21 protein-coding genes are annotated in these 20,584 nt (G+C 69.0%); 10 read left to right on the top strand and 11 right to left on the bottom strand.

Annotated elements, in window-relative coordinates; genetic code table 11:
• The first annotated feature begins 301 nt into the window (after positions 1-301).
• From OG440_RS38740 to OG440_RS38720, 5 genes are all read left to right on the top strand, one after another.
• On the top strand, positions 302-847 hold the full coding sequence (locus OG440_RS38740) for a hypothetical protein (RefSeq protein ID WP_406011604.1): 546 nt from the start codon (positions 302-304) through the stop codon (positions 845-847).
• 70 nt (positions 848-917) lie between these two features.
• Positions 918-1,445 carry a hypothetical protein gene (locus OG440_RS38735; RefSeq protein ID WP_406011603.1) on the top strand — a complete coding sequence of 176 codons (528 nt, stop codon included), beginning with the start codon at positions 918-920 and terminating at the stop codon, positions 1,443-1,445.
• Positions 1,446-1,563: 118 nt separating this feature from the next.
• On the top strand, positions 1,564-2,031 hold the full coding sequence (locus OG440_RS38730; RefSeq protein WP_331752907.1) for a hypothetical protein: 468 nt from the start codon (positions 1,564-1,566) through the stop codon (positions 2,029-2,031).
• Complete coding sequence (locus OG440_RS38725; protein WP_331752905.1) at positions 2,031-2,348, top strand: hypothetical protein; 318 nt, start codon at positions 2,031-2,033, stop codon at positions 2,346-2,348. The genes OG440_RS38730 and OG440_RS38725 overlap by 1 nt, the downstream gene beginning before the upstream one ends.
• 101 nt (positions 2,349-2,449) lie before the next feature.
• The gene (locus OG440_RS38720) at positions 2,450-3,247 is read left to right on the top strand and encodes a hypothetical protein (RefSeq protein ID WP_331752903.1); all 798 of its coding nucleotides are present in this window, start codon (positions 2,450-2,452) and stop codon (positions 3,245-3,247) included.
• A gap of 327 nt (positions 3,248-3,574) precedes the next feature.
• Here OG440_RS38720 and OG440_RS38715 read toward each other — a convergent pair whose 3' ends face one another.
• The 3 genes from OG440_RS38715 to OG440_RS38705 all read right to left on the bottom strand — a co-directional run bounded on the left by OG440_RS38715 (position 3,575) and on the right by OG440_RS38705 (position 6,397).
• On the bottom strand, positions 3,575-4,402 hold the full coding sequence (locus tag OG440_RS38715) for a sugar nucleotide-binding protein (RefSeq protein WP_331752901.1): 828 nt from the start codon (positions 4,400-4,402) through the stop codon (positions 3,575-3,577).
• A gap of 316 nt (positions 4,403-4,718) precedes the next feature.
• Entirely contained in the window at positions 4,719-5,639 is a 921-nt protein-coding gene (locus OG440_RS38710) for a TnsA-like heteromeric transposase endonuclease subunit (RefSeq protein WP_406011602.1), read from the bottom strand.
• 149 nt (positions 5,640-5,788) lie between these two features.
• Positions 5,789-6,397 (bottom strand): BlaI/MecI/CopY family transcriptional regulator, encoded by a 609-nt coding sequence (locus tag OG440_RS38705; RefSeq protein WP_331752897.1) that lies wholly within the window; start codon positions 6,395-6,397, stop codon positions 5,789-5,791.
• Positions 6,398-6,942: 545 nt separating this feature from the next.
• On the opposite strand from OG440_RS38705, the gene OG440_RS38700 reads away from it, so the two are divergent.
• Both OG440_RS38700 and OG440_RS38695 read left to right on the top strand, forming a co-directional pair.
• Positions 6,943-7,995 carry a hypothetical protein gene (locus tag OG440_RS38700; protein ID WP_331752895.1) on the top strand — a complete coding sequence of 351 codons (1,053 nt, stop codon included), beginning with the start codon at positions 6,943-6,945 and terminating at the stop codon, positions 7,993-7,995.
• Between the two features lie 114 nt (positions 7,996-8,109).
• A complete protein-coding gene (locus tag OG440_RS38695; protein ID WP_331752893.1) occupies positions 8,110-8,775 on the top strand; it encodes a hypothetical protein in 666 nt (221 codons plus the stop codon).
• A gap of 279 nt (positions 8,776-9,054) precedes the next feature.
• Here OG440_RS38695 and OG440_RS38690 read toward each other — a convergent pair whose 3' ends face one another.
• Positions 9,055-11,373 (bottom strand): hypothetical protein, encoded by a 2,319-nt coding sequence (locus OG440_RS38690; RefSeq protein ID WP_406011601.1) that lies wholly within the window; start codon positions 11,371-11,373, stop codon positions 9,055-9,057.
• A 1,033-nt stretch (positions 11,374-12,406) separates the two neighbouring features.
• Here OG440_RS38690 and OG440_RS38685 point away from each other — a divergent pair.
• Both OG440_RS38685 and OG440_RS38680 read left to right on the top strand, forming a co-directional pair.
• A complete protein-coding gene (locus OG440_RS38685) occupies positions 12,407-12,922 on the top strand; it encodes a hypothetical protein (protein ID WP_406011600.1) in 516 nt (171 codons plus the stop codon).
• A gap of 66 nt (positions 12,923-12,988) precedes the next feature.
• Complete coding sequence (locus tag OG440_RS38680) at positions 12,989-13,375, top strand: hypothetical protein (RefSeq protein ID WP_331752886.1); 387 nt, start codon at positions 12,989-12,991, stop codon at positions 13,373-13,375.
• An 8-nt stretch (positions 13,376-13,383) separates the two neighbouring features.
• On the opposite strand, the gene OG440_RS38675 is transcribed toward OG440_RS38680, so the two are convergent.
• The 7 genes from OG440_RS38675 to OG440_RS38645 form a co-directional block, all read right to left on the bottom strand.
• On the bottom strand, positions 13,384-14,628 hold the full coding sequence (locus tag OG440_RS38675; RefSeq protein WP_331752884.1) for a hypothetical protein: 1,245 nt from the start codon (positions 14,626-14,628) through the stop codon (positions 13,384-13,386).
• A gap of 294 nt (positions 14,629-14,922) precedes the next feature.
• On the bottom strand, positions 14,923-15,678 hold the full coding sequence (locus tag OG440_RS38670; protein ID WP_331752882.1) for an HNH endonuclease family protein: 756 nt from the start codon (positions 15,676-15,678) through the stop codon (positions 14,923-14,925).
• Between the two features lie 59 nt (positions 15,679-15,737).
• Positions 15,738-16,577 (bottom strand): tryptophan synthase subunit alpha, encoded by an 840-nt coding sequence (trpA, locus tag OG440_RS38665; RefSeq protein WP_331752880.1) that lies wholly within the window; start codon positions 16,575-16,577, stop codon positions 15,738-15,740.
• Positions 16,578-16,880: 303 nt separating this feature from the next.
• Positions 16,881-17,240 carry a hypothetical protein gene (locus tag OG440_RS38660; protein WP_331752878.1) on the bottom strand — a complete coding sequence of 120 codons (360 nt, stop codon included), beginning with the start codon at positions 17,238-17,240 and terminating at the stop codon, positions 16,881-16,883.
• Between the two features lie 266 nt (positions 17,241-17,506).
• Positions 17,507-18,040: a hypothetical protein gene (locus OG440_RS38655; protein WP_331752876.1), complete on the bottom strand. Its 534-nt coding sequence runs from the start codon at positions 18,038-18,040 to the stop codon at positions 17,507-17,509.
• Between the two features lie 297 nt (positions 18,041-18,337).
• Positions 18,338-18,682: a hypothetical protein gene (locus OG440_RS38650; RefSeq protein ID WP_331752875.1), complete on the bottom strand. Its 345-nt coding sequence runs from the start codon at positions 18,680-18,682 to the stop codon at positions 18,338-18,340.
• A 93-nt stretch (positions 18,683-18,775) separates the two neighbouring features.
• Complete coding sequence (locus tag OG440_RS38645) at positions 18,776-19,594, bottom strand: hypothetical protein (RefSeq protein ID WP_331752873.1); 819 nt, start codon at positions 19,592-19,594, stop codon at positions 18,776-18,778.
• 400 nt (positions 19,595-19,994) lie between these two features.
• On the opposite strand from OG440_RS38645, the gene OG440_RS38640 reads away from it, so the two are divergent.
• Positions 19,995-20,333, top strand: a complete 339-nt coding sequence (locus OG440_RS38640) for a hypothetical protein (protein ID WP_406011599.1) — start codon at positions 19,995-19,997, stop codon at positions 20,331-20,333.
• Positions 20,334-20,584 lie beyond the last annotated feature (251 nt).

The raw sequence follows: 20,584 nt of genomic DNA, 5'->3' as shown, positions 1-20,584 counted from the left end.
CCCGTCCGCAAATACGGGGCGGCGCCACCAGCCGCCCCGCCAGAGCGAAAGGCATCAGCCGTGGAAACCACTCTCGATGTGCTGTTCCACTCCGTTCAGACCGCGTACGAGGCGGGCGAGATATCCGACGAGCAGTACCGGGACGCCCTCGCGCACCTGCATCAGCTGAAGGGGTGACCGCGACTCGCGCGGCCGCCGGGCCGACGAAGCAGACTCTCGCACCCATCACGTCTTTGTGACTCGTATGTCTTGCCGCGCCTTTCGAGTTTGAGTACATCCCATTCTCGTCTTGGAGGCCCTCATGCCCAGCACCGTCGAGCTCGTCCTGCAGGCAGCAACGCCCGAACAGGAGCCGACCGTCCGCGAGGTACTCCGTGCTGCCCGCCTGCTGTGGCAGTGCCGCCGCCACCCCTGCGGCCACGACAACCCGCAGTCCACGCGGCTGTGCGAGCTCTGCGGGCGCCAGCGCAACGGACGCCGCATCGCCGACATCGTCCCGTTCAGCGCCGATGACGACGCCTTCGAGGCACTGCGCGAGGCACTGAAGGAGCACTTCGCCGGCACCGGGCAGCCCCGGCCCGACGCCGTGACCTTCGACATGAACGTCGAAAAGGAGTGGCGCGCGTCGCCCTGTACCTCTGACCCCCTCAAGGAGAACTCCGCTGATGAGCACGATCCCCACGGCAAGTCGCACGACACCGGCCGCGAACTCCCGCCAGCGGCAGTGGATGCTGGCAGCCCTGCGCGATCCCGACCTCCTGCTCCCCGACGACATCGCAGCTCGCTCCCTTGCCGGCTTGGCCCGCCGCTGCTGGATCGAGCCCGTCCCTGCCGACAACGGGAGTGACCGCGTCCGTCATCGCCTCACCGAGTCCGGGCGGTTCGCCTTGCTGACCGCTGCCAAGGCCCGAGCGCTCATGAGCGTGACCGTCGCTCGCAAGGCCGGGCTCATCGACACGGAGACGCCCTGGCCGACGCTGAAGGCCCTCGTCGGCGACGGGTTGGTCACCTACCTCACCGATCGGGGTGAACAGGGTGCCCGGGGCCAGGATCACCATCCCTTCATCACCAATCTGGGCCGTCGGCTGATCTCCCTGCCGGAGGTCGACGAGACTCCGGCGTCCCAGACGCTCACCGCTGCCTTCGCCGCGCGGGGAATCGTCGTCGAGGTCGAGCATGACGACAGCGGCAACAACCATGTGGTCTACCGGCGCGGGGACGTTGAGGCTCACTTCTACCGGTGCATCTGGGGTCCGGCGAAGACCACGCACAGCGCCACGCACCCGGCGTGGATGCACGACTCCTCCTGGTACGGCGGGATCAGGCACGCCGGTGACCGTCGGGAGATCATCCTGCCCGTGGGCACGGGCCTGGCCGCCGAGAGCGAGCGGATGGCCGAGCTGTTCGCCGCCTGGCTGGCCGCCAACACCGGTCACCGGAACTGACTTTCTCACCGGGACGGTGCCCCGCCCTGCGCCGTCCACCTCTCCCCTTGCCGCCCCGACGCCACGATGCGCGCTGGTGGAAGGGCGCCCTCTGCCCGTGAGACCGAAAGGCCCACGCATGCCCCTGTCACCTGCCATCGAGCGTCCGCCGCTCGACCTCCCGTCCACCGCCGACCCTCAGTTCGAGGAACGTCTTTGCAGGTTCCTCGACTCCCTCAACACCTCGTGGCTGCACCGCGTCGAAGCCATGTCGATCTCCCGCCAGGTGCCCCGGTACCAGGCACGGCTCCTCGGTCTCCTCCGTGCTGGCGCCCACCGGGCCCTCGTCGACGGCCTGTTGGAGTCTCCCTGGCCGGTGGCGGAAATCCGTTTCGACTCCAGCGTCTACGACAACGGCACCTTCTGGGACGATTACAGCGTCGACTTCGTGCACTTCGACGGGACGGTCACCACGCTCGACCTTGACGACCTCGATGTCGACGAACAGGACCTGCCCGGCGTCCTCGCCGACCACGCCAGTACCGTGCGCCCCGACTACGGCGACACCCTCACGATCGACCTGCGCACCGGGGAGTTCAGCTACTGATGAGCACCAGCCCTGCTCACCATGGCGGCATGCGGCCGAGCCGCCAGGCCAGCCGGCTGACGACAACCAGGGTCCGCTACGACACCGCGCACATCCGGGTGCGCCGCAGTGGCCGAGACCTGCTCTGGTTCGTCCGCGATCTGGGCCCTGCCATCGGATTCCGCGCCCCGCTCGTTTCCGGCTGCGCCGAGCGGGTGCTGGTGCCCACGGCCGCCCTGTGGCGCCTGATGGACGCAGCCGGCTACCGCCCGTCGGAAGACTTCCGGATCTGGGCCGGGCGCCTTGCGAGCAGGCCGCCGAGCTCTCCCGCCCGGTGACCCCGCGACGCCCCGCCGTGGCGACCGGCCCCCCGCTGTTGTCGTGCTGAGCCGCGCCGCGCGCACCGGCGCCCGCCCCACCTACTTGAGAGAAGGAACCCTTGCTCAACCTGCGTGATACCTACGGCGACTGCGAGTTCGTCCGCAAGGACGTCACTCCACGCGGACTCATATCCGTCGGCCTGTGTGACACGGCTGGCAACGATTACTACGCGGTGAACGCCGAAGTCGACCTCGACGCTCTCCTCGCCGACACGTTCCTGCGCACCCAGGTGTGGCCCCACCTGCCGCGCACCCCAGCAGGACTCCTGGACGTCAGCCATCCCGACGTCAAAACGATCGGCGAGATCCGCCAAGAGGTGGCCGCGTACTACGCCGACGGCCCGAAAGCCAGGATGTGGGCGTACTACGGCGCCGGAGACCTCATCCGGATCCACGCATTGTGGGACCACGACTGGGACCTCATGCCCGCCGCAGTCCCCCAGCGCGTGCGGGAGATCGCCGACCCGATCGAGGACTTCGGCATCACCAACATCCCCGAACAGACCACACCCCAGCACCACGCCCTGAATGACGCCCACTACAACCGGCTCATGCACCAGACTGTGCTGCAGGAACTCGGTCAGCGGCCCTCGCCCCAGGTGCCCACGATGAGCGAGGAGTCCCTGCGCATCCTCATCGCCAGCGCCCTGCGTCGCACCCCTGCACCCGGACGCGGCCGCACCCCTCGTGAGCTGATCGCCGGCATGCCGGAGTCGGTCGAAACCAACATCCTCGCCTTCGAGCCCCGGCTGGCCGAACTCCACGCGGCCTCGCACACGACCAGGTGCCGCTACGAAGCCGCGCTGGCGACCTGGGTGGAGGCCATCGCCGCAGACACTCCGCCCGCAATGGTCTGAGCCCGCCCCGTCACCGGTGCGGATCGAAATGCCGCTTCCAGGTCGTCGCCGGTAGCTAGTACGAGGCGGCGGCCGTGACCTCGTTCGTCACGCTGGCCCACCAACAACCTCGACAGCTTCGTCCAACAGGCCGCCGCATCAGGGGGCGAGGCCGCCCGCCGCCCCCGGACCGCATCCCGGACATGAAGCCGTGCAGCGACTACCCGGAGCGGCCTACCGGGCGGAAGAGCCCCTGACGCTCCCCTGGCAGCACCACGTTCTATGAGCCCCCGCGCCCATTGACCCTCCAACCCACCCGAGGACCTCCCCATGCGCCTGGAGGAAGCGTCATGCTCCCGCGGCAAGAAACTGGCGGGCGCCGCGCAACGTAGTGCGCAGTCTGCGCTGGGTCGCACGGCTGTCGAGGCGTACGTCGAGCGGCCCTGGAATCGCTGCGTCGGCCCGCAGGCCCGCGGGCAGCTTGGAGGCGTCGAGCCCGTCCCGCTCAGCGATGAGGACGCCCAGGTCATGACGACTCAGGGCGTCGGCTCCCCCGAGATGCTGAACCCCGTGCGAGTCGCCGAAGCCGAGCTCCAGCAGGGCTGCAGCCAGGTCAGCGACATGCACCGGACAGCGGAAGTCGTCGGTGAACAGCACCCCGCTCCGGGTACCGGCAGCCAGTTCGTGCACCGCGCGTACATGCACAGACCGTCGGTCGCCGATGATCAGCGAGGTGCGTGCGATGACGGCGTCCGGGTGCACGAATCTGATGCCTGTCTCGGCTGCGGCCTTCGCCGCACCATACGGCGTGACCGGGTCGGGAAGATCTGTTTCGTCGTAGTGGATGCGGGCGCCGGAGAACACTGCGTCGCTGGACACGTGGACCAGGCGGCTGCCGTGCTGTGCCGTAGCCATCGCCAGGCGGACCGGGCCTTCGGCCGTGACCGCCCAGTCCGAATCGCCGCTCGTGGCGTTGACGACAAGGTGCGGGGCCGTCTCGGCGACGACTGCGTCAACGCGCTCGGGGTCCCGAAGGTCGACGGCGTGCCATGCGACCCCGGGGGTGCTGACGGGCCTGGTCGCGAAGGTAGCGGCCGTCGCATGGCCAGCCGCAACCGCCTGACGCACCAGCTCGGCGCCCAGAAATCCGCTGCCTCCGATGATCAATACCGTCATGGCGAGACACGGTAGAGCATCCTCGCACCGCTCGGCGCCGCCTGCCTCTCGGGGCTGCGCGGCGGACGGAGTTGGGCGGCGAACAGCGCCTCGACCTGGCCCACCCGGTCTCGGCGAGGGCGAGGCACTGGAGGGTAGCGCTGTTCCCCACTGGACGGTGCGGGGTGCCCGAATCCCTCACCAGGCGTCTCGGCGGTCCCGACCAAAAACGAGCGGCCGCCATGCTGCCCCAAACCGGGTCGACAAGCCCCGAATCCATCATCCGTAGCGGTGCGGTCCTCAGCGCAGGCCCGTGGCGCGTGGCCGGGATCTCCGGTCAGCGGGGCACGGTGAAGGGCTGGGTCGGGAAGAGTGGTCGCTGGTAGGCGGTGGGGAAGGCGGTAGCCGCCGCGGCCAGATCCTGGCGGCTGAAGTTGCGTTCGCCCTGCCCGAACAGTTTGGGGTCCAGATCGACGACGAACTGGGCGCTGCCGCAGTGCACGATGGTGCCGCGGTCGTATCCAAGGATCAAACGGGTCCCAACATCCCATTGGTCCGGGGCGGGCCTGCGGGCCGCCGCGTCGGTGCGTACTCGCGTGCAGGCGGTGATCGGGCGGTGCAGGTCGGTTGTCAGGTCGCCCCACCACAGCAGGTGCTGGATCACCCCCCGCACCATGGCCTTAGGCATCTTCTCGCTCGCAAGGTTCTCTTCCACTGCGCCGATGGGGAGTTCAGCGTCGGCGCACAGGGCGAGCATGGGTTCGATCAATGCCTGCTGGGACTGGTGCATAGGTCGGCAGAAGCCGCGCAGGGCTTTGATGTTGGTGTGGTACTGCGCGTCCTTGGGGCCCGCCCACCATTCATAGTTCCAACCGCGGGCCCGGACAACTGCCTCGGCCCAGTCCAGTACCCGCTCCGAGGGGCACAGCTCCCCGGCCGTCGGAGAGCTGTCGACGATGGTGACCTTGCCGTCGTTGCTGATCAGCATCAGGTCGGGGATGTAGCCGGCTTTCCCGGGGCCTTCCTCGGCGCGGAGTTTGAACGGCTGGCCGATCATGGACCGCACGGTGGGGTCGAAGTCCGCCAGCGTCAGGCGTTCCCAGATACCGTCCGTGGCTGCCCCGGACTGGCCGGTGCTGATCGCGGCGTACTGCCCGAGGTGGAGCTCCTCGCCTCGGTGCGTGAGCTGGCGTCGCCATGGCTGGGCGCGGGCCAGCTCGTGGACGTCAACGTCTGCCAGGGGCATCCACTGTGCCACTCGCCCTTCCTCGTACCGCAGTCCGAGCTGTACACCATCGAGCGGCTGGTGGCGCCTCATTCGTGTCACCGCTCCATGCTTGCAGAGCCGAATTCCCGCTGCGCCGTGCTTCGCCGAACCCATGGTGCAGGGGTCTGCACTTTCTCGCGTCAAGCAGTGACCAGGTCCTTCTGCTTCGGCGAGGTGTCGGCCGGGGCAGTCTCGGAGGCCGTGTAGTAGATCGACGAGCCCTGCTTGATGCGCTGGACATGCCCCTTGGCGACGAGTCCTTCGACCGTGGTGCGCACGACCTTGGGCTTGATGTCACGGTCGGGATGGGCCTGGGCCAGCGCGGTGCTGATTTCCGCGGAGGACCGCGGTTCGGACTGCTGACCGAGATGGGTACGGATGAGCTCCACGAGAGTGGGCTGCTTCGCACCGATCGTGGGCGCCTTCGCATCGAGGCTCTTGGCACGCTTCGGGGCAGCGGCTTTCTTCTGCCTGGCCGGCGTGGGCTCGGCCGAAGCCTGCCGCGGTACCGAAGGCGTGACAGTCTCCTCTGAACGTGCACCGGCGTCCGCGGGGCGCTCGCCGCTCAGCGCATGCTGCAGGTTGACCAACAGGGCATGGTCACGTTGCAGGGCGAGCAACTGCTCCTGGAGCACGGATACTTCGGCGGCGATACGTTCCTGATCCTTGGTGTTGCGCTCGAGGTCCGTAGCCACCTGAGCGGCGTACTGCGTTTTGAGTTCCGTGGTTGCTGATTCGCCTTCGGACATGGCAGTTACCTCTCCTCATGCATCGTGTGGTGCTGATGGCGGATCGTACTCGCATCATCCAGGCCATGATCTGCCATGCGCCCAGGCTGCTCCGGCAGATCCGAACACAACGGCTATGGCTGCATACGTCTAGCGATTGCGCTTCATCACCGAGCCGCGCAAGTCACTGAGCAGCCCTGTCATCTCCAACGACGTGGATCGTCACGTGTCGTCTCACTCTTCCGGTACGGATCTGATCGACGAGCAGGGGCGAGCACACCTCGATCTGCGTTTTCCCAACTCACCTCTTCAAATCGGGGCGTCCCATCGCGGGGGTGGGAACTTCCTGCGCCTGGCTGCGCGGTCCCGTATCACGCGGTTACGCTGGGCGCAGCGCGTCCCAGGGGGCGTGCGCCTGTCGGCCTGACCCACCGTTGGCCGTACGGGTGAACCGAGCCGGTGCTCGGCCCCGGAGAGCAGATGCAGTGTTCGCGCCCGGCCTGACGGTCCTGTCGGCGCACCGAGGTGGGCGGTGCGGTCCGCGGGACCGTGATCAGGAGAGCGCCATGTCTTCAACCCCTCGCACCTCCCCCACGCACTTCTCGCGGATCGCCCGTCGGCTCGACTACGAGACCGAGATGGGCTACCAGAAAGCACTGTCGACGGTGCAGGGCGAGGCCGACCGGATCATGCAGCAGGGCCCGCGGCTCGACGGGGCCGGCTGCGACATGGCTCTGCGGTTTCTGTTGCGCCAGGACATCGAGTACTGGGGGCCGGGGATCGGCGCGCACATGTGGCCGCAGGCCTACCACCCGGTCTCGATGACGTTGCTGCGTTCCGGTCTGTGCCGGGAGGCGATGGAGGCGGCTGGGCGGGCTCGCGACCAGGGGCAACCGGAGCCGTGCGGCAGCGAGTTCGATCCGTCCTTCCTCGCCGCGGCCGGAGTGGAAGCCCTGGATTACGGCGCCAGTTCGGACGAGGAGGACGAGCTCGAGGAGATCGACCCCGCGTTGCTGGAGGCGGTCGACGAGCCGGACCGGTGGAAGCGCCACGTGCTCACCCAAGGTGTCCGGTCTGCCTTCCGGCTCCCGGACGCTCACCTTCTGCCGCCTGCCACCCGCGAGGGACTACGCGGTCTCGCGCCCGGCGAGGCGGCCGCGCGGCTGGAGCAGTTGGTGAGGGAGCAGCCCGCAGCTGCGGAGGCGTTCGTGCTGCAGTCCGATCTCGTCCTTGCCGCCGCCAGGGAACGCGGAGCGGAGGGGCATCGCGGCGTTCTTGTGGAAGCGCGGCGCTGGTACGAGTGCGCCCTCGCCGTCGCAGAGGTGCCGCTGCACTTCCCGATGTACGGCGGCGCCTCTGATGCGGGCCCGGTGCTGCTGTGGCGGGAGGAGTCCAACCGGCCTTTGCTGAGGGCGCTGTTCGGTCTGGCGCTGGTCGCGCACCGGCAGAAGCGGTGGAACACCGCGGAGATGATCCTGATGCGGCTGCTGTACCTCGACCCGGGTGACGAGCAGCAGGCCGGCGCCTTGCTGCGGCAGGTCCGGGCTGCTGCGGGGATCGTGCAGCCCGACGGGCAGGGCGTCCGCGGTGCCAACGGGGGCGATGGGACAGGCTCGTGACCGCAAAGACAGTGGCTCGACGTTGCCGGGCAGCTTCCTGGTGCAACGCCCCGAGCGAGTAGCGTTCTCGGCGTACGGGCCAGGGGCCGCCGGCGCCGGCCCTAGAATCCGGGCATGACTGCCGAGACCGCCCACGTCATCAGCCCGTCGGCCGAGGAGGGGTGGCGCTTGGTCGGCCATTACCTGCACCGGCTGTCGCATGAGCTCCCCGATCAGTGGCGGTTGCGCGATCATGAGGCGTCGCAGTGCCGCGAGCGGGTGTGGTCGTTGCCCACCGAGAACGGGCAGGACGCGCAGGTGGCGTTGTGGCTGCGGTTGTCCGACACCGAGGTGTCCTGTGACGACCCCGGGTGTGCGGCGCGCGAGATGTACCTGACGAGCGATGGCAGCGGCAGTGTGCCGGCGTCGGGCCCGCTGCCGGCGTTCGCCCGGCGCGACGGCTTCGGCTACCTCGAGTACCGGACCCACCCGTACCGCGACGGGTGGGCCTGCGACATCGACCCGGTGTCGATGCAGTGGATGTCGACGGCGCTGGCCTTGTACGGCGGGTACATGCGGATCAACTGGTTCGACATGGGCGGAGCGGACTCGATGGGCGCCGGTTACTCGCTGTGGGAGGTCTCCGCCCACCAGGTTCGCGAGGTCAGCCACTGGTCGATGGTCGCCGGGCGCGATGGCTTTCAGGAGGAGCGGCCGACCGACCCGGCCGCCGTGCCGGTTCTCCCGCTACCGCCCGAGGTTGAGGCCAAGCTCAAGGCGGCTGCGGAGGCTCGCCGCTGACGGACGTCTTCGACGGCCGGCTGTCACTCGTCGGGCACGCCGTGCAGCCCGGACAGGAAGTGGGACAGAGAGGCGGAGCATCCTGCCCCTCACAACCTAGACCTGCCGCGCTGAACAGCTGGACCGACGATGGCTGAGACCTGTTGCTCTCTGGCGTTGCCCGGGAAGCTGAACCTTCCCAGGCAACGTCATCTTCGCTCCCGTACAGGGGCCGGATCAGGTGTTGTCACAACTTCTGACAACACCGGTTTCCTGGTCCGTTCCTGCCGACAGTTGTGGTTAGTCCGTCTCGTCTTCGTCTCCGTGTCGGCGCCCGTGGAACATCATCGAGGTGCCGCCTGCGGGCAGGTACCATCCGTCGGCGACCATGTACGGCGGAATGTAGGTCGGGTTGGTGTCGGTGTTCAGGTTCGATTCGGCGTCGGTGACGTCCCGGATCACTCGGCGCTGGACCTCCCGGAAGTCGTAGCCGTCGGGTCCGTCGACCTCCCAGGTGATGTCGCGCAGCGCGACCTGGTGCTCGTCCGGAGTATCCGTCGCGGTGGCGGCCTCGATCATGGGGTGGACCTCGATCACCCCGCCGTACAGGCACAGGACGATCAGGAGCTGGCAGACGCGGTCGGAGAAGTCGCCGAAGCCGTACTCCTGGCCGCAGCCGCAGGACGGGTCGTGGGCGTGGACGTGGAATTCCACCTCGTAGGGCTTGCCGGTCGTGGCGTACCCGGGCAATGCCTGGTTCCGGCCGCTCGGGCAGGGGTGTGTGGTGTCGAACAGGTTGATCCACACCTTGACGGTCGTGGCCAGGAACCCGGTGTATTCGGCTTCCAGAGCCTTTTCAAGGCGCTGGTGGGCGGCGTATGCCTTCTCGTCGACATTCTTCCAGCCCGCGCCGAGCCGGTGTCCTGCCAGATGCAGGAACTCGTTGGTCAGCAGGGACAGTTCATCGAGGGTGGGGAGCGGCCCGTCCGTCGTGCCAGGAGTGGTTTCCTCCACCGTTACGTCGTCCTCGCGGTCAGAGAGGTTGTGGGACAGCCATACCTGGGTGAGTTCGTCTCCGATTTCGGCTCGGCGGACGAGTGCGATGTCGGACAGCGTCAGCCCGAACACCGAATGGCCGTCCCACACCTCCAGCCACGGCATATCCCGGGGACCGCTGCTGTGCGTATGGACGCTGGTGGTGTCGACGCAAATCTGCACGGGTTCGGGGAGCTGTCCGTCGGGACCGAACCACAGCGCGTGCACCCTGGTCTTCGTGCCGAGGAAGTGCTGCGCCTGACGTACCGCGTGGGGGGCGTCATCCGAGGGAATCCACCAGCCGTTGCGGGCCCACGCCTGTTCGGCGTCGACCGCGTCGCATCCTTCGAGGTCGTAGAGGGCTTCAGCCGCCTGTTGGCGGGCTTCGTCGCGGACCGCACGGCACAGGTCGTTCGCGGGCGCGGTGCTGCCCAGGCCTTCGGCATGGGCTCCGGTTACTGCTGATCCGTCCCAGCTCGGAACACCGGGCGGAGTGAAAGGGATCTTGCCCAGGACGACGGCGACCTGATTCGTGCGGTCGATGCTGTGGGTGAGGTGAGCATCGGCGGGGGTCCGGGCGGGGCGGTCGTCGTCGGGCTCTGTTCCGTACCGTCGGCGGGGGTCGTCGGGTTCTTCGTCAAGGCTGTGCCCGAGGAGCATCGGGAGCAGCTGGTGCTTGAGGAGCGCTTCGAGCCCGTACTCGACGTTCGAGGCGTCCCCGGTGACGGCGAACGGCCTCATGGTCTGTTCGAGTCCGTCGCTGAAGGAGTGGACGACGTGAAAGGGGGTGCGGTGGCGGTCGCGCTCATAGCCCTGGGTCGTGAAGGCCACGGCGTAGGCGATCGCGACGGGCCACAGGGCGTCCCTCCAGCGCACTCCGGAATCCCGGCACAGGGCCTTCGCAGATGCGCGGGCGGTGGGGTCGTGGCGGTCGACGGCGTCGACGAGTGCGGCCAGGGTCGCGCCGGCGCCCAGGTGCTTGAACGCCTTGTGGCGGTGAGCGGGTGGCGGGAGCCAGATCCAGGAGCGCTGGAGAGGCTCACCCCAGCGTTCCATGACGAACGGCCAGCCGCCGCGCTCCTTCAGCGCTCGGTCGAGCCGGGTGCCCAGGCGGGGTCCGCAGGTCAGGGCGAGAACGGCCGCGACGGCGTCCCATCCCGCCGGTGCGGCCAGGTCGTCGTTGAGGAGCTGGTCGAGTTTTACTGCGAGGTACGGGAGGTCGGCGCGGTAGCGCTGGTCGCCGTCAAAGATGCAGGCGGGGCACACGGGATCGGCGCTGTGCGAGTTCTTGAGCAAATGGTGCTCGGGGTACCGGTCTCCGCAGATCGGGCACGGGGTGGTGGATCCCGCTTCCATGCCCCGGACCCTGCGGAGCCGCGTCTTTCCGAGTTCGGTGTCCATACGGCGCGCGGTGACGACGACGGCTTCGGTGGAGCAGTCTGCGAGGCCGTCCTCGAAGTCCTCGACCGTGGCGTTGCCCGACGGGCACATCGACATCAGGTACAGCGGCTTGGACAGGTCAGATTGCTCCGGGTCGTCCGGATCAAGTTCATCGCTGCCGGCGTCGCCGTCTGCGCGGCCCACGGACAAGCTCAGTCCTGCGACGGGTCCTGCGTAAGTCGTGAGGCCGAAACAATCCAGATCCGGACCACGGTCGCCAGCACCCCACCCCAGGAGACGGAACTCCTCAACAAGGGCCTTCAGATAGTCCTTCGCGAGCATGGGGCCCCGGACGGGTCCGGCCGCAGTCGGGTCAGTGAGAATGCGGACGGCTTCCGCACGACCGGCCGCGTCCAGGACCGGAGGCAGCAGGTTGCGCTCAGCGGCGTGGACGACGCGCTCCAGAGCCTGCTGGTACCCGCAGCCCGTAGCTTTGTGGAGTGCCCTGGCGATCTGCTGGCGGTTGGTGATGTTCTTCGATGACAAGACGGCTCCTGCACGCTCCGCGTCATGCCGTCCCACCACGACAAACGCCAGAGTGCGCAAGGGGCGGTCAAAGGACGACGGAAGGCGCCGGGCATCACCGCTGCGTCACCTCCCAGCGGCAGCTGGATTCACCACAGCCCGGAGGTGGGTCCGGGCAAGGCACGCTTCACGGTGATATGCGCTTGCCCGATGGTATCCCGAACGCTCCCTGCAGAGGGTGGTCCCTTGACCCTGTTCCCAACACCTGACCTGCCCGCCTTGGCCGCCTCGTCGCTCGTCGAGCACGCCCGTCAGGACTTGCCTCGTGCTGTCGTCTCCGGCACCGCAATGCCTGCGGACTGGTTCTTCCAGATCAGGGTCGTGCTGTAAGCGCTCGCCAGGTACGCACGTTCCCATGGTGGCGGGTTGGAGGAGTGCCTGACCGGTCTCGTATCCGCGGGCGCTGAAGAAGGCGCGGCTCTGGTGCGTGAGGGAGATCCGGCGGCCGCCCACTTTCCCGCATCCCACAGTCGACGCGGTGCTCACAGCTTCTCCACGCGCCGGGTTGAGCAATCGATGCGGTATCAAACGACCGTTCGTGAAAAGGTCGGATACCGCGATGATCTAACCCCTGCAGGCTGGCCTGGCCGCCTGCGATGTGAGGAGGAAGCACGCCGTGACTGGACGACTGCGACGTCGAACCGCCGTATTGGTGAGCGCCTCTGTGGCCGCGGCCGCGCTCAGCGCGTGCGGGGCTTCCAGCGACGACGCCAAGGACTCCGGCAGTGACAAGGCTGCGCAGACGACACAGGAGGTTTCCGCTGTCGCCAAGCAGTACATGACCGCGTGGATGTCCAAGCCGGCTCAGCCGGACAAGATGTGCAATCTGGAGGCCAAGGCCGCCCGGCCCAACTTCAGCGACGACGGCGGCACGCTCAATGGCTGCACCGCGGACTACACCGACTACTTCAAGGACCAGGACCCAGACAGCTCGGCCCTCACGGTCACCATCAGCAAGGTCCAGGACGTGAAGGCCTCCGCTGGACAGCCAGCGGGCAAGGGCGCCTTGGCCACCTGCAAGCGGCCCGGACGCGATGCTTTCCGGTACGCGCTGCGGCTGGTGCAGGAGGACGGCGGTTGGAAGATCGCGCAGAAGGCAGAAGCGGACGAGGACCGGTACGCCCACACGCCGGACCCGGTCGCCGACATTCTGGCGCGAGCCTCGTAAGGGAGGTGCTGTGCAGCGCGGCCGCTGAGAAGCCGGGCCCTCGGCACGGGAAGGGAGGCAACACCTATGGCGCAGCTGACCGTTGAGGACCTCAGCCGCATTCTGGCAGACGTGGCGGGGCGCAAGCTCGAGGGCGTTCGCCTGGTCTACGACGGTGCCTCGCTTTCCGCGAGCAGCCCGGATCGCCCGCACGCGGTGCTCTCCCGGGCCGCATGCCGCGGGCCGGCGACCGGCCCGTGGGAGTTGACGGCGTATCGCGCAAGCCTCCCAGCGGTGCGGGCGTGGCTGCAGTTCCTGGAGGCTGACCAGGGGATCGACGTGAGCCCGTTCTGGGCCGGCTCGGAGGTGCTGGTGGTGTTCACGGCCGGCGAGGCCTATCAGGCGTTTCCCGTGTTGGAGTGCCCGTCCGCGCCTGGGCCGCCGGCTCAGGCCGCGGCGAGGCGCTCACGCTGACGTCCGGCTCACAGCGGGGGCGACGGGTGCGCGGCGGATGGAGCACGGAGGGCGTGGCGGGTGCAGGCGTCGATGACGGCCTGGCGGGCGGCGCTGTCGGCCAGGTCCAGGCGTCGGCTCGCGTCGGCGACGATCTCCTCGACGGTGGCGTGAGCGAGGGCGGGATCGTGTCCTTCGAGCCAAGCGAGCATGCGCGCCACGGGCGCGGTGATCTGCCGGCGTGGTCCTGCCAGATCGTGCAGCGCGGCCCGTGCGGCGCTCGCCGCGAGTGCTGTCAGGGGAACGATGTCGCCCAGGCTCAGGGCGGCGTCTTGGGCGAGTTCGCCCGCGAGTTGTCGCACCGCCTCGGGGGTGCGGTGCTGGGGGGTCCAGCGGCGGCGGGCGGGGCTGGCCCACAGGGTCGTGAAGAACCGCTCTTGCAGGTTCCGGCGGACGTCGTCAGCGCCGGCCGGCAGCTCAAGAATCGGCACGGGCGGAGGTGGCGGTGCAGGTCGTTGGCGGGCTTCGGCCCAGTTCTGGGCGACGGGCCGGGACCACATGTCCCTTCGGCCGAGGGTGACTTGGGGCTCCGGTACATCACACACGCCGCGGGAGATGTAGGCGCGCAGGGCTGAAGCGGTGATGCCGGCGAGGGCCGCCACCTGCGGAACGCCGAGGAGGTGCTCCGCATCGAGCTCGGGCGCTGTGAAGGTCACGATGCTCTGCTGGAGGGGAATACCGTCCGTCGTGCCGGTGCGCCGCCGTGCCCACAGCGCGAGGGAGTCGGTCCAGTCCCCGGGGGCAGGCGGATCAGAGTCGAACGACGTGACGTCCTGTATATGTCCGTTGTCCGGGCGGATGTCCTGGCTCTCGAGGAGTTGGGCGGCAGTGATGGTCACGGCGGCGGGTACGGGCTGGCGCTGGTAGGTGCCGGTGGTGGCGTCCCACAGGTGTCCGGGCCGGTGCCACCCAGTGGTGTCCCAGGTGTAGCCGCCCGCTCTCAGCAGCAGCGGCTCGTCGGCCGGGTGGACCGTTGGGGTCAGTGGGTCCTGGTGGAGCAGGACGGACCGGCCGTGGCGGGGATGGGTGCGTATCGACCACACCAGCTCCGGGCGCAGTGGATCCGGGACAAGGGTGTGCCTCACGGCCGCCGCGCGGGGGCCTGCCGCGTCGTCGTGCCCCAGGTGCAGATGGGTGTCGTCGACGAACGGCAGGTGCGGTGCGGGGTGATCGGTACTGAGGCCGTTGGCGACGGGGCGGCGGGCGTGGGGCACGACGGCTCCTTCTGCTGGTCGTCGGGTGGGTGGGTGGATGGGTGAGTCACCGTCGCTCAGCGGTAAGACGGTCGGCGCTGCGGTCGCCGGGAGGAAGGCATCGTCGGGTACGGGGCATTGTCGTGTTCGGCGTCGTCCGGATCTGTACTGGCCGGCGGAACGCTCGGCTCGAGGAAGAGCTTGTCCCGGCGCCACTCGGGCGGGGGCGAGAGAGGCTCGGGACGGGGCCGGCGTGGGGCACCTTCACCCCGTCCGCGGGGGACGGGACGCTGAGTGGGCACGGCGTCTCCTGTTCTACTGCGGCTGAGGCACGACGACCTCCGGCGAGGTGTCGGTGGGCAGGGCCTGGTCCGGACAGGTGGTGAGCACTTGGGTCATCGAGGTCTTCTCTGCGGCAGTGACCCACAGGTCGTACTTCGCCTTCACCGCGATCTGGCGGGCGACGTAGGTGCACCGGAAAGCGGCACGTGGCGGAAGCCAGGCTGCCGCGTCCTGGTCGGACTTCGCCGCGTTGACGGGTCCGGAGGTGGTGATCAAATTCAAAGGGTCGTTGCCGAGGTTCTCCCTCTGGTCCTGCGAGAGGGCAGCGGCGCCGGTTCGCCAGGTGGCGCCGAGCGCGACGGCATGGTCGATCTGGACGGCGGTGCTGGTGCCCGGGCCGCGTAGGAAGGCGATGTGCTTGCCGGTGTAGGGATCGTTCAGTACGCCGGAGGCAACTACGCACCGGGAGCCGTCCTTGAGCCGGATGCCGGTCAGGTCACGGCGGAGCAGATCGTCGCGGGTTCGGCAGGAATTGTGCGATCCCGGAGCGGTCGTTGAGTCCGACCAGGCCGGCCCGAACTTTCCGGTGCGGTCGTATCCGGTCATCGGTGCTGCCACGCGGACGGGCAGCTCGTCGAGCGCATGCTGCGCGGTTCCCGCCGCGGCGGCGGGGCCGGCCGCGGCGGCCGCAGTGCGGTGGGAACCGCTGCTGTCGGGGGCGCATCCGCCCAGCACGCAGGCAACCAGCGCAGTTGCCGCCAGGGCCCGAGTGGCCGATCGGAGTCTCAAGGGAGGGGTGCTTCCTCTCAGTGCGGCCGCGGCCCGGCCGGAGTCGGTCCCTGTGATCATTACGCGGGGAAGGCGTGGAAGGCGGCAGGTGCGCGCAGGGCACCCGCAAAGGCCTCGATTTGCTCCAGGGCTTGGCCGAGTCCGCCTCCCCGGCCCGGATGGTCAAGGAGGGGGCGCACCAGGGGAGATCCGATGACCACGGCGTCGACGTACGGCGCGCATTGGGCAGCGCGGAGCGGCGTACTGACGCCAATGCCGGCGACGACGGGCAGATCGATGTGCTGACGCAGACGGGTGGTGAAACGGCGGAGCCCGGGAAGGTCGAGGTCGCCCTGGAAACCAGTGGGGGCGTCGGCTGCCGGGGCATAGACCCAGCCGGAGGCCGTGCTGGCGACGCGCTCCAGTGCTGGGTCGTCGATCTGACGGGGGGCGAACCGGGGGGTGTGCAGGCCGGCTGCGGTGGCGGCCGCGTGCCAGCCCTCTGCCTGCGCCTCTGGCAGGTCAGGGATCATGGCACCGGCTGCTCCTGCCTGCGCGAGTGAGCGGAGGAAGCTCTCCACGCCGAACTGGACGACCGGGTTCCAGTAGCTCATCACCACAACGGGAACGCCCGTGGTGGACGCTGCCAGACGGACAGTGGAAAAGAGGTGCGGCATGCGGGCGCCTTGGTCCAGGGCCTGGGCATACGCGGCAGTGATCACGGGGCCGTCGAACGCGGGGGAACGGTTCGGGACACCGATCTCCAGGAAGTCGGCCCCGTGCCGGGCGAACGCCCGAAGGGCCTCGATGCCGGCAGTCCAGTTGGGAAAGCTGGCGGGAAGGAACGCTCCCAGGGCGGGGCGACGGCGCCCGGTCAGGAGGCGATCGAGGGCCGCGGCGGCGGGGGTGAGGTCGGTCATGCGGACGCGCCTTTCACGGGCGGGGGTCGAGGAGAGCGCGCCGGTGGCGTGGCGGCCGCGCAGAAGGGGAGGCAGGCCATGGCAACGGGCGTCCCCGATAGCGGCGGTGGACGGCCCTGAGTCGGTCGGTCGGTGCGTTCCCGCCCCTGTGCCGCTCTCCTCGGGGCGTTTGTTCGACTGATCGGGGAGGCGGGGCGTTTCGTGCGGCTTCCGCGGCCGGTGTCGTAGCCGGCACGACTAGGACACCGGCCGCGCGAATCCCGACATGGCCTTCGGGATCACACGGGAAGCAAGCGTCCGCGGCTACGCCGGACTGATCGTGTGGCCAGCCCGTACCCAGCCCCAGGTGCCCGCCCTCAAACCGCTCTTCGACCGCTGGGTGAGCTTGACGTAGATCCAGGCCTTGTTGTTCACGCGGACACCGCAGCGGGGCACGTACTTGTCCCCCTTGTAGAGGAGCCCCTTGGCGAGGTAGTTCGTCCCGGGGCCGGTCCTGAAGTTGAGGCCATCGATGAGCAGCTTGTGGATGTCAGGAGTGATGTTGTAGCGGCAGGCCGACGAACCGACGGCCGACGCGCTCGGCGCGGCAATCACCGCGCCGCCGCCGAGGAGAGCCGCTGCGGCGGTCAGCGTGGCGAGGCGGCGCCTGTTTGCGGTTTTCACGGAAGTCCCTCTCAGCGTGATGGGTGCCGCTTCTCGGGGGAGCGGCAGAACGTGGCATGCCGGAAATCACTGCGGCCGGCGGTGTTCGGATCGGTCTGGTCATGTGGTCCGAGCGTCGGTCCCCTGCGGGGCCGCTCTCCTTGAGAGCGGCCCCAGCGGGGGCACCGGAGGGGCAGGTGTCCCCCGCTGCCCGCGCGCAGCTGTAGCTGCTGCAGAGGGCATTGAGCTGTTGGGCGCGGATGCAGACGCGGGGCGGGGGGTGACGTCTACACGGTCGGGGATGCGGTGAACTGGGTCGTCCGGTAGCCCTTGCCGTCGCCCGACCAGTCCAGCTGGATGTAGCCGTCGGCGAGGTAGCGTCCCGATCCGGCCTTGTACCGGAGGGTTCCCGTCTTGTAGGACCCGTTGCCGTTGCTGCTGCTGTTCTCGAGCGCGCCCTCGAGTCCGTTGTAGTTCGCGGACTTCACGACCGGGTCCGTGCCGCGCACGGACTTCTTGGTCTGCAGGTGGAAGCGCGCGTTGGTGAAGGTGTAGATGTTGTTCGTACTGTCCGAGTAGGGGCCGTCCCAGTAGACCGTGGCCGTGGTGTAGATGTAGCCGCCGGAGCGCCTCGCGCAGAGCTTGACGTCGAAGTCCCAGTTGTCGGAGTCGGGGCCGGAATAGCTCGGGTCGTCGACGGTGTGGCTGCTGGTCTTGCAGGAGTAGCTGGCCGCGGAGGCCGGTCCGGCGGTGGCCAGTGTGGTTCCGGTGACCGCGGCGGCCGCGAGCAGGGTGACGGCGGCGTGCTTGAGCGTGGGCATGCGTCTTCCTCCAGGGAAGGAGTGGGGTCGGCGGGCCGGACGTGGCCCAGGCCGGTTATAGGGAGCGAGCGGGCGTAGGTTCCGCGTCGGGCTGTCGACTGAGATCGCTCTGACCAGGTGGTGTCTTGGTCGTCCCGGCGGGTGTCTACTTCCTCTGCCGCAGCGCCGCTCCTGGCTCGGCAGAGGGCTCTTCACCTGCGGGTTCCCATCTCCGTGTCCTGCCGGCCATGTGGTGGACATGGCCGTGGGAGAGTGAACGGGTTCTGGGATCTCGCAGAAGGCCGGGTGCCGGCGGCGTCAGCCGGCGAGTTCGAGCAACATGTCCTTGCGGATCCAGCCGTGCGTTCCGGCCTTCAAGCCGCTCTTGCTGCGCTTGAGGAGCTTGCTGTAGTACCAGTTGCCCTTGCCGCAGTAGATGCGCAGCTTGTCGTTCGTGTAGAGGAAGCCCTTGCTTGCGGTCGAGACCGCGGGCCCCGTGCGGTAGTTCACGCCATTGCCGTCGACGGAGGCGTTGTGATCGGCGACGTTGTACGTGCACGAGGAGGCGGTGGCCGCCGAGGCGGCCGGGGCGAGCGCCGCGGCGCCGCCGACGAGCAGGGACGTGGACAAGGCCACCGCGGCGGCCCGGCGTATGTCGATCATCAGTGAGCTCCTTCCGGCCTGCGAGGCAGGCGGGTACTCGGCGGCACCAGGACACGAGCGGTGTCCCCGGTGCCACCGGTGCGAGTTCAGGGGTCAGGAGTTGTCGGCGGACTGGCGGTTGGCACGCCGCCGGCCGTAGCCGGCCGCACCCACGGACGCCATTCCGACAGCGAGAAGCCCAGCGGCCGTCAGCGTCATCAGTTCGTCACCGTCGGAGCCGGTGTGCGCGAGGCTGCCGGCCGGGGTGATGGTGTCGCTCGCGTTGATTTCCTCGGTGGCACCGCCCTGGGCGTCCGAGTTTCCTGAGCCGGACCCCGCGCCGGTGCCGGAGTTCGAGTCTCCGCTCCCCGTGCCGGTGGTCGGATCGGCGGAGGGTTCAGTGGACGGATCCGTTCCCGGGTCGGTCGGGTCCGTCGTGGGCGGGTCCGTGGGGTCCGTGGTCGGCGGGTCCGTGGGGTCCGTCGTGGGCGGGTCCGTGGGGTCCGTCGTGGGCGGGTCCGTGGGGTCCGTCGTGGGCGGGTCGGTCGGGTCCGTCGTGGGCGGGTCCGTGGGGTCCGTCGTGGGCGGGTCCGTGGGGTCCGTCGTGGGCGGGTCCGTGGGGTCCGTCGTGGGCGGGTCCGTCGGGTCCGTCCCCGGCTCGGTCGGATCGGTGGTGGGCGGATCCGTCGGGTCCGTGGTCGGCGGGTCTGTCGGATCGGTCCCCGGTTCCCCGTCGTCGGGCGAGGTCGTCGCGCCCGCCGACACGTCCAGCTGGACGTCCAGCAGGGGGTCGTCGGACACCGTGGCCGACGCCGTCGCGCCCACGGTGCCCTCCGCGGCCGAGGCAGCCGGCGCGGCGAACGCCGCTGAGGCCGCGACGATCGCGGCCGTGGCGACGACGCTACGCAGCACGCGTGTACGGGTATTGCGCATGAGAAAGATCAGCCTCCACTGGTGGCACGGCAGGGTCACCGATCAGCGCAGGAAGCGCTGTGGTGGAGTACCTGCTGATGGGCCTGATCTTGGGCGCCACGACCTGTGGATAAAGTCCGGCGCCTCCCGGCCGCTGCTCCATCCCGCCACCTGCCGCCGCGACGCGTGCGAGAGGGAAACCTGGAGAGCGCGCCGGCTCGCAGCCGAGGCCGATTACATGCCGCGGCATGCCCTCAACGGCAGCGGCAGCCTGACGGGACGCGCCAGCGACTCCCCGTGCGAACCAAGCCGCTATCCACAGGCACGTCACCGCACGATCTTCGCGGTCGACGCACTTCCTCCCCCAGGGGCAGCTCACGTTCCGTCGGCCGTCCGACGCACGCTCACCGAAGGGAACCTGATGCGACCTCTCATTCGCCGGACTGCAACCGCGGCAGCGGCAACGGCGCTGCTGCTGGGCGGAGTCGCCGCGGTGGCCGCGCCGGCCTCCGCAGTCGGCTCCTCGGCCTGTACCCGCAACGACGCCAACCACAGTGTGTGGGGCCCCAACCTGGAGTGGCCGACCATTCGCTCGGGCCCCGGATCGAGCTACTCGAAGAAGGGATACCTCGACAGCGCGGGCGAGTTCTACATCACCTGCAGCGCGAAGTCGAAGGCGGGAAACCGCTGGTACTACGGCGAGGTCCTCAGCGGCTCCACGAGCGGCATGAAGGGCTGGATCTGGTCGGGGAACTTCTGACCCCCAGCGCGCCTGCCGGCCTCTGAGTACCTGGGCATCCGCGCTTTAACTCCCTGGCCTCCGCCCACCCAGCGCCAGAACGGAGCACGCGGCGGCATCCCGAATATCGGGATGCCGCTGCGTACGTGCACGTTGAGCAGCGGTTGCACTGTGTGTGACGTGGAGGAGCCCCTCGTTCTGTCCCAGCGCTGACAGCCTGATTCACCACGGCCGGCCGCCCAGGGGGAAGCGCTGAGGCAAAGGGGATCTCA

This window comes from Streptomyces sp. NBC_00637 (genome assembly GCF_045161545.1).
GTDB lineage: Bacteria > Actinomycetota > Actinomycetes > Streptomycetales > Streptomycetaceae > Streptomyces.
The sequence above is the reverse complement of the archived record's forward strand: the minus strand, read 5'-3'. Positions and strand labels throughout refer to the sequence as shown.